Here is a 12,068-nt window from a genome sequence, read left to right on the forward strand (position 1 = left end):
AGGGGAGTTCTCGCGGTGTTCAAGGCGGCACCCCGCCGTCTAACCTCCGCGTGTGGGCATTCGCATAGTCATCGCGGACGATCAGGCGATGGTCAGGGCCGGGCTGCGCATGGTCGTCGAGAGCGATCCCGGCATGGAAGTCGTCGGAGAGGCGGCCGACGGGCGTGAGGCCGTCGCCGTGGCCAGGCGTACCCGGCCGGACATCGTCCTCATGGACATCTCGATGCCCCGGCTCGACGGGCTGGCGGCGGCCAAGGAGCTGCTGGACGCGCCCGCGCCACCCAAGGTGATCACGCTGACCACGTTCGACACCGACGAGAACCTCTACGCCGCGCTGCGCGCCGGCACCAGCGGCTTCCTGCTGAAGGTGTCGCCGCCCGAGCAACTGCTGGAGGCGATCAGGGTGGTGCACGCCGGCGACGCGCTGCTCGACCCGGCCGTGACGAGCCGGGTGATCGCCACGTTCGCCGGCCGCGCGGAGCCCGTGCCGTCGCCCGCGCTGGCCGAGCTGACGCCGCGCGAGCTGGAGGTGCTGCGGCTGCTGGCGCGCGGCCTCACCAACGCGGAGATCGCCAGGGACCTGTTCGTCGGTGAGGCCACGGTCAAGACGCACGTGGCGCGGGTCCTGATGAAGCTGTCGCTGCGTGACCGGGCGCAGGCCGTGGTGTTCGCGTACGAGACCGGCGTCGTACGGCCTGGGGCTGCTTAGCCGGGAGGGACTAGCGAGGATTTCCGTATATGTGTGTATATTTTCCTGCATAAGGCGGCAGATGCAGGAGATATTTCATGCGATCGTTCCCCCAGGTGTTGTTCGACGAGGCTCACAGCGAGTCGTGGACCATCCGGCGCGAGCTGGCCGAGTCCATCAACCCCGCCCATCCCGACGACAACAGCTACGCCCGCGCGGCCGGGCTGCTGCGGCACCTGGGACACACGGTCACCGCTCACACGTCCGGCCCGCTCGGCCCCGACGTGCTGGCCGGGCAGGACGTCCTGGTGATCGCCCACCCGTCCGGTGACCGCTGGGAGCGCACCACCGGGCAGGGCAGCCCCGTCTTCACCGCCGCCGAACTGGACGCCGTCGAGGCGTTCGTCGCCGGGGGCGGCGGGCTCGTCGTGCTGGCCGAGGAGGAGCAGGACAAGTACGGCAACAACCTGCGCGAGCTGCTCGCCCGGTTCGGCGTGGACGTGCGGCACACCACCGTCCGCGACCCCCGCCACGCCCACCGCGACGTGGCCACCTGGGTGCTGGGGGAACGTTCCAGCGACGCCGGGGTGCTCGCCGGGGTGCGGACGGCCTGCTTCTACCGTGCGGGCACGCTGGCGGCCGAGGGGGCGCAGGTGCTCTTCGCCACCTCCACGACGGCGGACCCGGCGGGCGAGCCGCTGGCCTTGACGCTGCGGCACGGCCTGGGGCGGGTCGTCGTGTTCGCCGACTCCGACCTGTTCGGTGACGACTCGATCGACGATCACGACCACCGCGTGCTCTGGCAGAACGTGGTCACCTGGTCCGCCAGACTCCCCACCGACAGCGTCGGCGTGGCTGGGTACGGGGCCGTCGGCAAGGCGCACGACGCGGCGCTCAGCGAGGCGCACGACGCGGTGTTCGGCGCGGCCCGCGATGAGGCGCGCGGCGGGGCGCATGGCGGGGCGCATGGCGGGGCGCATGGCGGGGCGCACGATGTGGCGCTTGGCGCGGCGCGCGACGAGGGGTGCGGCGGGGCGCTTGGTGGGGGACCTGTGCAGGTCAAGGCGGCCCTGTTCGGGCGGCTCAAGGAGGCCGTGGAGGAGCTGCGGCCGCTCCAGGTCAAGGACGGCTCGGTGCCGGAGGAGGCCAAGGAGCGGGCCAAGACCCTGGTGAGCCGGATCACCGCGCACGTGAGCGAGCTCTCAGAGCACTTCCCGCACGACGCCCCCTACCTTCAGGCCGTCAGGAACGACCTGACCAAGTGGGCCGCACAGGACCTGGGCGTGCCCGACTTCCTCGACTCCCTCGACCTCTTCCACCCCGACACCCAGCGCCTCGACGGCCTGGAGCACGTCGTGGTGTTCCCCATGTACACCCAGAACGGCAACCCGGTCCGCAACCTGGAAGCCGTCTGGATCCGCACGATCTGGCCCGGCTGGCTGGCCGAGCTGGAGGCGGGCGGCTACGACAACCCGATGTTCGTGCCGATCGCGTTCGTGGACTTCACCTCCGGCTACGACACCCACTCGGCGGTGCTGTTCCCCGAGACGGTGGCGGTGCGGCAGGCGCCCGCCAGGTTCACCTGGGGCGGGATCTTCGCCGACCGCGAGGCCGCCAGGTTCAGGCGGGTCTCCTCGGCCGCCGTGGAGACGCTCAAGCTGGACCTGCCGCCCGACGCCGAGCGGCTGCTGGCCTCGCAGCGGCTGGCGCAGGACACGTTCGTGCTCTGGGACCTGGTGCACGACCGCACCCACAGCCACGGCGACCTGCCGTTCGACCCGTTCATGATCAAGCAGCGGATGCCGTACTGGCTGTACGCGCTGGAGGAGCTGCGCTGCGACCTGACCGCGTTCGGGGAGGCCGTGGAGCTGGAGCGGCGGGGTGTGCCGTACGCGCGGTACGTGCAGACGGCGATCCTGTTCGACCGGCTGTTCCGCTTCCCCGTCACGGGGGAGCGGGTGCGCAACTACGACGGGCTCGGCGGGCAGCTCCTGTTCGCCTACCTGCACCGCAACGACGTCGTGCGGTGGACGGACAACCGGCTCACGATCGACTGGGACCGGGTCGCTGACGGGGTGGCCGATCTGCGCGGGGAGGTCGAGAAGCTGTATCGCGACAGCATCGACCGGTCCAAGCTGGCGCACTGGCTGGCGGCGTACGAGCTGGTGAGCGCGTACGTGGCGCCGCATCCCGGCTCGACCTGGGCGAAGGGGGTGGACGCGCTGCCGGAGGAGCAGAAGGCGAAGGTGGACGCGGTGCTGCCCGACGAGTTCCCGCTCAGCATGTTCTACGAGGCACTGCGCCGTAAGCTGACAGACGTAGTCGAATCGACTAAGGGACTCCGAGCATGATCATTCTGGTTACCGGGGCCGGAGGGCCCACAGGTGAGGCCGTGTCCGTATATTTCCGGAAACAGGGTCACACCGTGATCGGCGTGGACAAGCAGGACGTGGACCTGCTCGACCGCGCCGCCGTACAGGGCCTGGCCGACCGCATCGAGCGCGAGCACGGCCGCGTGGACGGCGTGGTGCACCTGGTGGGCGGCTGGCGCGGCGCAGGCTCGTTCGCCGAGACCGACCTCCGCGACTGGGACCTCCTGCACGACCTGTTGATCCGCACCCTCCAGCACGTCTCGCTGGCCTTCGAGCCGCTGCTGCGCCGCAGCGACGACGGCCGCTTCGTGATCGTCTCGGCCAAGGCGGCGCAGGCCCCGTCCGCCGGAGGCGCCGTCTACGCGGCGGCCAAGGCGGCGGCGGAGGCCTGGACGCTCTCCCTGGCCGACGCGCTGAGGGGCACCTCCAGCGCGGCCACCGTCCTCGTCGTCAAGGCGCTGGTGAACGACTCCATGCGCGCGGCGAACCCCGAGGCGAAGTTCCCCGGCTTCACCGACGTCGGCGACCTGGCCGCGGCCATCGGCGGGCTCTACGAACGCCCCGCCGCAGAGATCAACGGCACACGATTGGACCTGACTTCTTGAACCCCCGGCACGACCCCCGGCTCAAGGCCTTCGCCAGCGACAACTACGCCGGGGTGCACCCCGAGATCCTCCAGGCCGTCGTCGCCGCCAACGGCGGCCACCAGACCTCCTACGGCGACGACGTCTACACCGAGGCCATGCAGGAGGTCTTCCAGAAGCACTTCGGCGAGCGGGCGCAGGCATGGCCGGTGTTCAACGGCACCGCCGCCAACGTCGTCTCCCTGCGCTCCATGACCGCGCAGTGGGAGGCGGTCATCTGCGCCGAGAGCGCCCACATCAACACCGACGAGGGCGGCGCGCCCGAGGTGGCGGGCGGCATCAAGCTGCTCACCGTCCCCACGCCCGACGGCAAGCTCACCCCCGAGCTGATCGACCGGCAGGCCTGGGGCTTCGGCGACGTGCACCGCGCCCAGCCGAAGGTGGTCTCCATCTCCAACACCACCGAGCTGGGCACCGTCTACACCGCCGCCGAGATCGCCGCGATCTGCGCCCACGCCCACGACCTGGGCCTGCTCGTGCACCTCGACGGCTCACGGCTGACCAACGCCGCCGCCGCGCTCGACGTCCCCATGCGGGCGCTGACCACCGACGCGGGCGTGGACGTGATCTCCTTCGGCGGCACGAAGATCGGCCTGATGTACGGCGAGGCCGTCGTCGTGCTCAACCCGGACGCCGCCACCGGCATCGACTACCTGCGCAAGACGTTCATGCAGCTCTCGTCGAAGATGCGGTTCGTCTCGGTGCAGTTCGAGGCGCTGCTCTCGGGCGACCTGTGGCTGCGCAACGCCCGGCGGGCCAACGAGATGGCGCGGCGGCTGGCCGAGGCGGTCGGGCGCGTGCCCGGGGTGCGGGTGGCCAGGGCGGTCGAGGCCAACGCCGTGTTCGCGGCGCTGCCCCCGGACGTGGCCGAGCGGCTGCGCAAGCGGTTCAGGTTCTACGACTGGACGGACGGGGAGGTGCGGTGGATGTGCGCGTTCGACACGACGGAGGAGGACGTGGACGCCTTCGCCGCCGCGCTCGCCGAGGAGATGAGCGACACCCGCCGCTGAGACCCCGCCGCCGAGACTCGGCCGCTGAGACCCGGCCGCTGAGACTCCGCGGCTGAGACCCGGCCCTGCGTCCGTCGCGGCCTGGGCGCCCGCGCGTGTCCTGTGCGGCGGGCTCAGCGGTGGCGCAGGGCGAGGCGGGCGGCCTGCCAGCCGCCCATCCCGTGCACCCCGGGCCCCGGCGGCGTCGAGGACGAGCAGAGGAACACCCCCGGCAGCGGCGTGCGCCACGGGGCGGGTGACCAGACCGGACGGCGGGCGAACTGCGCCAGGCTCGCCAGCCCGCCCCCGATGTCGCCGCCCACCAGGTTGGGGTCGGCGGCCTCCAGCTCGGCCGGGCCCATCGCGTGCCTGGCCAGCACCCGATCGCGGAAGCCCGGCGCGTACCGCTCGATCTGGGCCTCGACCAGGTCGGTGACGTCGGCCCGCGAGCCGTGCGGGACGTGGCAGTAGGCCCACAGGGTGTGCCCGCCGCGCGTCGGATCGGCCGCGTAAGGCTGGACGAGCAGCACGTACGGCCGGGGCGAGACCCGCCCGGCACTCGCCTCGGCCTCGCTGAGCGCGATCTCCTCCAGCGTGCCGCCCAGGTGCACCGTGCCCGCCGAGGCCACCGCCGGGTCGCGCCACGGCACCGGCCCGTCCAGCGCCCAGTCCAGCTTGAACACGCCGGGCCCGTACCGGTAGCGCTCCAGCCGCCGCCGGTACCCGCCGGGCAGGTCGGCCATCGCGAGCAGTTGGCGGGGCGTCACGTCGAGCACGACGATCGGCGCGTCCAGCTCCGACAGGCGCCGCACCCGGTGCCCGGTGACCGCCTCGCCGCCCAGCGATCTGAGCTCGGCCACGAGCGCGTCGGCGAGCACCTGCGACCCGCCGCGCACCACCGGCCAGCCCACCAGGTGGGCCAGCACGGCGAGGGTCAGCCCGTATCCGGCGGAGATGGGGGCGCGCAGGTCGAGCATGGAGTGCGCGGACATGCCCGCGATCAGCGCCCGCGCCCGCTCGGTCCTGAACGCGCCTCTGGCGAACGTGGTGGCGGGCAGCGCCGCGCCGAGCCCGAACCTGGCGGCCCTGGCGAACGTCATCGGCCGCGCCGGCCACGGCCCCAGCGGCTTGAGCAGCAGCTCCACCAGCGGCAGCCCGGCCCGCACCGCCGCGCCCACGGTGGCCGTCCACGCGGCCCCGTCGCGACCCAGCCCTTCCGCGGTGCGCCGGACGTCGCGGTGCACGAGCACGGCGGGCTGCCCGTCGAGCGGGTGGGCGGCGACCACCGGCGGATGGGCGAACTCGACCCCCTTGAGGTCCAGCTCCCTGAACGCGGGGGAGGCCAGCGCCATCGCCATCACGGTCGCGCCCAGGTCGTGCACGTGCCCCGGCAGCGTCAGCTCGGCGGAGCGCAGGCCGCCGCCGAACCGCTCGGCCGCCTCCAGCAGCAGCACCTCGCGCCCGGCGCGGGCCAGCATGACGGCCGCCATCAGGCCGTTGGGCCCGGATCCCACGACGACCGCGTCGGCGCCCATCGCTTACTGGCTCTTCAGAATCGACGGGTAGGGCTGCGCGCCGCGCTGCTTGAGCAGCTCCGTCATGAGCTTGATCTCCCCGCTCTGCCCGTCGACGATCTTCTGCGCCATGCTGACCACCTCGCTGCGCGTGGACAGCTTGAGCAGCCCCTCGGCCATCTGCACGCCGCCCTCATGGTGGCGGATCATGAGCTGCAGGAACAGCACCTCGGCCTGCGTGCCCCGCGCCTGCTTGAGCTTGGTCAGCTCGTCGGCCGAGGCCATGCCGGGCATCACGCCCGGGGTGGCAGCCGGGGTGGCCGCCGGCGTGGCGCCGTGCCCGTGGCCGCTCATCCAGGCCATCGGCCGCTGGTCGGTCGCCTGGCTGAGCTTCCACTGCTGCAGCCAGCCCTGGAACATGCCGCGCTGGTTCGACTGGGTGTTGATGATGTCGAAGGCCAGGCTCCTGATCTCCCTGGCGGGGCCCTTGTCCCTGACGATGAACGCCATGTCGACGGCCTGGGCGTGGTGGGTGGCCATGTCGCGGGCGAACCCGGCCTCCGGTGAGGTGTCGCCCGGCGTGCCGTCGCGGCCGAACAGCAGGAACGCGGCCACGGCGAGCACCAGCACGCCGCAGATGATCAGAATGGGTTTTCTCACCGGTTTTTCCATGGCTGCTCCAGCGTACCGACCTGTGGCCGACCTGTGGCCCACCTGCGGGCACGCCGGTTCGCAGGGCTGTGATCGGACGCTTATGTCCCGCTTATTCTCCGCATACGCCCGCAGGGCATAGGGTGACCCGGAGTTGGTACGCCGATGGAGGAACGATGACGAAGGAGAAGGCGCAGGCGAGGCGCGAGAACCTGCAGAAGCTGCGGGCCGAGCAGAAGCGCAAACAACGCCGCGCCGCACTGCTGATGTGGGGCACGGGCGGGCTCATCATCGTGGTGCTCGTCGGCGTGGTGGGCTTCTACCTGGTCAACCAGGCCAGGCAGACCTCGCTGGACGCTGTGACCAGCGTGAAGTACGAAGGCAGCCAGCATGTCTGGAACGCCGTGACGTACAAGGAGACGCCGCCGGTGGGCGGCCAGCACAACAACTACTGGCAGCAGTGCGCGATCTACGACAAGCCGATCCATCCGGAGCACGCGGTGCACTCGATGGAGCACGGCGCGATCTGGATCACCTACCGGCCCGACCTGCCCAAGGCGCAGATCGACAAGCTGAAGGAGGTCGCGTCCTCCACGGGGCAGCAGGACTACATGCTCATGAGCCCGTTCCCCAACCTGCCGTCGCCGGTCGTGGTGTCCTCCTGGGGCCACCAGCTCAAGCTGACCGATCCGGCCGACCCGAAGCTCGGGGCGTTCATCAAGCGCTACCAGAACGGCGCTGACACGCCCGAGCCGGGCGCCACCTGTGGCGGCAACGACGCGATCACCACCACGGCCGACCAGGCTCCCCTGCCGCCGGAGCCCACGAACCAGCAGCAGGCCCCGATGGAGACGCCGGCCCCCTCGGCCAGCCCGTCGCAGTAACAGCGGTACGAGGACGTCAGGGCCCGGCCCCCGCCGGGCCCTGACGTGTGTCCTGGCTCCTCAGTCCCCGCTGATGAGCAGGCCGTGGCGGGCCCTGGCGAACTCCTCGAACGAGATGCGCCCGTCGCCGTCGCTGTCAGCCGCGGCGAAGGCGGTGCCGAGGTCGGTGTCGCGGTGGCTCCAGAGCGAGCGGAACTCCTCGGCGCTGATGTGGCCGTCGCCGTCGTGGTCGGCCACGGTGAAGGCGGCCTTGCAGATCGGCGCCAGCACCGCTTCGAGCGCGCCGGTGCGTACCAGCATCTCGAAGGAGCGCACGTACTCCTCCTTGCTGATCTCGCCGTCGTGGTCGGTGTCCAGGGCGCGGGCGTGGGTGTCCCAGGCGTTGATGAACGCGTCGACCAGGGCCTCGCCGGCGGGCGTGTCGGGACGGACGCCGGCCCGCTGGAGGCGCTGCTGGGCGAGCGCCAGGTAGTCGTAGCGGGTCAGGAAGCCGTCGCTGTCGGCGTCCAGGTCGTCGAAGTTACGCTCCGCGCTCTCACGGAAGCTCGGCAGGGACATCACCACTCCGATCATTACGGTAAGTAGCTGATCGCTACGTAGCGTAACTCTTCGGATGCGGGATGCCCAGAGGCTCAGGGGAATCGGTTCAGCCGAGCACTTCCTCGGGCGCCGTCCACTCCAGCCCGTGCGCCTGGGCCACGGGCCGGCTGGTCAGGCGGCCCTCGTGCGTGTTCAGGCCGAGCGCCAGCGCCGGGTCCGCGCGCATCGCGCGCTGCCAGCCCAGGTCGGCGATGGCCAGCGCGTACGGGAGCGTCACGTTCGTCAGCGCGAACGTCGAGGTGTGCGGCACCGCGCCCGGCATGTTGGCCACGCAGTAGAAGATCGAGTCGTGCACCCGGTACGTCGGCTCCTCGTGCGTGGTCGGCCGCGAGTCCTCGAAGCAGCCGCCCTGGTCGATCGAGATGTCCACCAGCACCGAGCCCGGCTTCATGCGGCTGACCAGGTCGTTGCTGACCAGCTCAGGAGCCTTGGCGCCGGGCACCAGCACCGCGCCGATGACCAGGTCGGCCTCCAGCACCGCGCGCTCGATCTCCAGCATGTTGGACGCGACGGTCTGGCAGTGGCCCTGGTAGATCAGGTCGGCCCGGCGCAGCTTGTCGATGTTCATGTCGAGCAGCACCACCTCGGCCTGCATGCCGAGGGCGATGGCGGCGGCGTTCATGCCGGAGACCCCGGCCCCGATCACCACCACGTGCGCCGCGCGCACCCCGGACACCCCGCCCATGAGCACGCCCCTGCCGCCCGCCGAGCGCATCAGGTGGTAGGCGCCCACCTGCGGAGCCAGCCGGCCCGCCACCTCCGACATGGGCGCCAGCAGCGGCAGCGCGCCGTTCGCCGTCTGCACCGTCTCGTAGGCGACCGCGGTGCAGCCAGACTCCAGCAGCGCCCGCGTGCAGGGCCGCGAGGCGGCCAGATGCAGGTACGTGAACAGCACCAGCCCCTTGCGCAGCCGGTGGTACTCCTCCGCCTCCGGCTCCTTGACCTTCATCACCAGGTCGGCCTCGCCCCACAGCTCGTCGGCCTCGGGCACCAGCACGGCGCCCGCGGCGGCGAAGTCGGCGTCGGGGATCGCGGAGCCGGCTCCGGCGTCGCGCTCGACTAGGACATGGTGGCCGTGGCGGGCCAGCTCGTGCACCCCCGCCGGGGTCAGCGCCACCCGGTACTCGCTGTTCTTGACCTCACGCGGCACACCGATCTTCATGCCGTCACTCTTCCCGGGGATCCAGGGTTTCCTCCTCCATTCTTCCTCCGGTCTATCAGTTGAGTGAGGATTATCCGGCGGATTACCCCGGTGTGCCTTCTCCTCGATAGGCTCACCGGCAGCCCGAACGTCAGGATGGGATCGTCATCGATGGACAAGCCGGAAGAGCCGCCACCCGCGGACCCGGGGGAGCCGACCGCCAGCAGACTCACCACCATCGTGCTGATCGTCTCGCTGGTGGTCGTCGTGCTCGTCGCAGGCGTGCTCGGCACGGTCGCCGTCCTCATGACCAGAAGCCCTGACATGCCCCTGTTAGGGGGCGCGCCGCCGCGCTACCTGTCGGTGCCCATCCACTTCGCGCCCGTCAGGGAGACCAAGGTCGCGCCGTGCCCCGGCGACCCGGCCGTGCTCGACGCGGCGCAGACCACCTGCTACCTGCTGGAGGACGGCGTCACCGTCGCGGCCGTGCAGCGCATCGAGCCGCTGCGCGAGGACGACGGCCTCTACTCCGTGCGCATCGCGGTCGCGCCCGCGTTCAAGGACAAGCTGGTAGAGCTGGTCGACGAGCTGGTGCCCGAGCAGCAGCAGATCGCGATCGTGCTGGCGCCCGCGCAGGCCGACCAGCCCAAGACGGTGGTCGCCGCGCCCATCGTGACCCAGCCGATGGACGGCGACAGCGTGAGCATCGCCGGCTTCACCAAGGAGGACGCCGACGCGCTGGTGGCCCGCCTGCTGGGCGGCTCGCCCGGCCCCGGCGCCGGCACCACGACCCCGCCGACCGGCCAGCCCGCCACCCCGCCGACCGGGCAGCCTACAGGCCCCGCCACGACGGGCCAGCCGACCGGCGGCACCGGCCCGACCGGTTCCACGGGCACGACGGGTTCCACGGGCACGACGGGTTCCACGGGCACGACGGGTTCCACGGGCACGACCGGCTCCACCGGGACGACCGGCTCCGCGGGCACCTCGCGGCCCGGCGGCACCGCGCCCGCCACCAACGGCCGGGGCGGCCTCGACAAGCGCTACACGAGCTGCAAGGAGGCCGTGGCGGCCGGCGACGGCCCCTACTACAAGGGCACCCACGAGGAGTACGACTGGTACACCGACGTCGACAACAACGGCGTCGCCTGCAACAGCGGCGACATCCGCTAGGCGAACAGCTCCTCCAGCCAGTCGATGCCGAAGTAGGCCAGGAAGACCAGCGAGACCACCCACAGCAGCCACGGGATCTCCGAGAACCGCCCCTTGACCGCCTTGATCAGCGTGTAGACGATCACGCCCGCGCCCACGCCGTTCGTGATCGAGTACGTGAACGGCATCAGCGCGATCGTCAGGAACGCCGGCACGGCCAGGTCCAGGTCGTTCCACGGCACGTTCCTGCTCTGCATCATCATCAGCGCCCCCACCAGCACCAGCGCGGGCGCCGCCGCGGCGGCGGGCACCACCGCCGCCAGCGGCGTGAACAGCAGCGTCAGCCCCAGCAGCGCGCCGGTCACCACGCTGGCGAGCCCGGTGCGCGCGCCCTCCCCGACACCGGCCGCCGACTCCACGAAGACGGTGTTCGCCGAGGCGCTGGCCCCGCCGCCCACCATGCCGGCCACGCCGTCCACGGTCAGGATGCGGCCCAGCCTGGGCACCCGGCCCTGCTCGTCCACCAGCCCCGCCTCGTCGCTGACGCCGATGATCGTCCCCATCGCGTCGAAGAAGCCCGACAGCACCAGCGTGAACAGCACCACGGTGGCTGTCAGCGCCCCCGCCGTGACGAACCCGCCGAACAGGTCGAACTGGCCGACCAGCCCGAAGTCCGGCGCCGCGACCAGCGAGTCCGGCATGCGCGGCGCGACGACGCCCCACGACGCCGGGTCGATGGCGTTGACCGAGTTGACCAGGATGGCCAGCGCAGCCGTCACGGCGATGCTGATCAGGATGGCGGCGGGGACGCGGCGCACGTACAGGAGGATCATCAGGAGCAGGCCGAAGCAGAAGACCGCGACCGGCCAGCCCGTGAGGTGCCCGGTCGCGCCGAGTTGCACGGGGGTGCCCGAGCCGGGCGCGACGAAGCCCGCGTCCACCAGGCCGATCAGCGCGATGAACAGGCCGATCCCGACGCTGATCGCGTGCTTGAGCGCCAGCGGGATCGCGTTCATGATCAGGGTGCGCAGGCCGGTCACGGCCAGCACGATGATCACCGCGCCTTCCAGCACGACCAGGCCCATCGCCTGGGCCCAGGTCATGTGCGGGGCCGCCTGGTAGGCGACCACCGCGTTCAGGCCGAGCCCGGCGGCCAGGCCGAACGGCGCGTTGCCGACGAAGGCCATGAGCAGCGTGGAGATCGCCGCGGCCAGCGCCGTGGAGGTGGTCAGCTCCGCGATCGAGAGCCGGGCGCCGGTGACGTCCTCGGCCCCCGCCAGGATGATCGGGTTGAGCAGGATGATGTAGGCCATGGCCATGAAGGTCGTCAGACCGCCACGCACCTCACGGCCTGCGGTGGTGCCTCGCCCCGTCAGCTCGAAGAATCTGTCGAGCACCGCCATTCCCCCCTCGTGATCAGGGGGAATGCCGGG

General features: G+C 71.5%; 11 protein-coding genes. 6 read left to right on the forward strand and 5 right to left on the reverse strand.

The features are described from left to right. Positions 1-52 precede the first annotated feature (52 nt). From ABD331_RS32205 to ABD331_RS32220, 4 genes are all read left to right on the forward strand, one after another. A complete protein-coding gene (locus ABD331_RS32205; protein WP_344482921.1) occupies positions 53-709 on the forward strand; it encodes a response regulator in 657 nt (218 codons plus the stop codon). A gap of 77 nt (positions 710-786) precedes the next feature. After that, positions 787-3,039 carry a DUF6421 family protein gene (locus tag ABD331_RS32210; RefSeq protein ID WP_344482924.1) on the forward strand — a complete coding sequence of 751 codons (2,253 nt, stop codon included), beginning with the start codon at positions 787-789 and terminating at the stop codon, positions 3,037-3,039. Then, positions 3,036-3,665 (forward strand): SDR family NAD(P)-dependent oxidoreductase, encoded by a 630-nt coding sequence (locus ABD331_RS32215; protein WP_344482927.1) that lies wholly within the window; start codon positions 3,036-3,038, stop codon positions 3,663-3,665. The genes ABD331_RS32210 and ABD331_RS32215 overlap by 4 nt, the downstream gene beginning before the upstream one ends. Further along, positions 3,662-4,714 carry a threonine aldolase family protein gene (locus tag ABD331_RS32220; protein ID WP_344482930.1) on the forward strand — a complete coding sequence of 351 codons (1,053 nt, stop codon included), beginning with the start codon at positions 3,662-3,664 and terminating at the stop codon, positions 4,712-4,714. The genes ABD331_RS32215 and ABD331_RS32220 overlap by 4 nt, the downstream gene beginning before the upstream one ends. 113 nt (positions 4,715-4,827) lie before the next feature. On the opposite strand, the gene ABD331_RS32225 is transcribed toward ABD331_RS32220, so the two are convergent. Together ABD331_RS32225 and ABD331_RS32230 are read right to left on the reverse strand one after the other, a co-directional pair. After that, on the reverse strand, positions 4,828-6,228 hold the full coding sequence (locus ABD331_RS32225) for a phytoene desaturase family protein (protein ID WP_344482932.1): 1,401 nt from the start codon (positions 6,226-6,228) through the stop codon (positions 4,828-4,830). A gap of 3 nt (positions 6,229-6,231) precedes the next feature. Beyond that, the gene (locus tag ABD331_RS32230; RefSeq protein ID WP_344482935.1) at positions 6,232-6,867 is read right to left on the reverse strand and encodes a DUF305 domain-containing protein; all 636 of its coding nucleotides are present in this window, start codon (positions 6,865-6,867) and stop codon (positions 6,232-6,234) included. 167 nt (positions 6,868-7,034) lie between these two features. Here ABD331_RS32230 and ABD331_RS32235 point away from each other — a divergent pair, with 167 nt between their 5' ends. Further along, entirely contained in the window at positions 7,035-7,742 is a 708-nt protein-coding gene (locus ABD331_RS32235; RefSeq protein WP_344482938.1) for a thioredoxin-like domain-containing protein, read from the forward strand. Between the two features lie 60 nt (positions 7,743-7,802). Here the strand turns inward: ABD331_RS32235 and ABD331_RS32240 are convergent, their stop codons facing one another. Then, a complete protein-coding gene (locus ABD331_RS32240; RefSeq protein ID WP_344482941.1) occupies positions 7,803-8,315 on the reverse strand; it encodes an EF-hand domain-containing protein in 513 nt (170 codons plus the stop codon). 73 nt (positions 8,316-8,388) lie between these two features. Next, the gene (gene ald / locus ABD331_RS32245) at positions 8,389-9,504 is read right to left on the reverse strand and encodes an alanine dehydrogenase (RefSeq protein ID WP_344482944.1); all 1,116 of its coding nucleotides are present in this window, start codon (positions 9,502-9,504) and stop codon (positions 8,389-8,391) included. Between the two features lie 150 nt (positions 9,505-9,654). On the opposite strand from ald, the gene ABD331_RS32250 reads away from it, so the two are divergent. Beyond that, positions 9,655-10,656 carry an excalibur calcium-binding domain-containing protein gene (locus ABD331_RS32250; protein ID WP_344482947.1) on the forward strand — a complete coding sequence of 334 codons (1,002 nt, stop codon included), beginning with the start codon at positions 9,655-9,657 and terminating at the stop codon, positions 10,654-10,656. On the opposite strand, the gene ABD331_RS32255 is transcribed toward ABD331_RS32250, so the two are convergent. Then, positions 10,653-12,038, reverse strand: a complete 1,386-nt coding sequence (locus ABD331_RS32255; RefSeq protein WP_344482950.1) for an NCS2 family permease — start codon at positions 12,036-12,038, stop codon at positions 10,653-10,655. The two genes, ABD331_RS32250 and ABD331_RS32255, sit on opposite strands and share 4 nt — an antisense overlap. Positions 12,039-12,068: the final 30 nt, after the last annotated feature.

The organism is Nonomuraea monospora (assembly GCF_039531895.1).
Taxonomy (GTDB): Bacteria; Actinomycetota; Actinomycetes; order Streptosporangiales; family Streptosporangiaceae; genus Nonomuraea; species Nonomuraea monospora.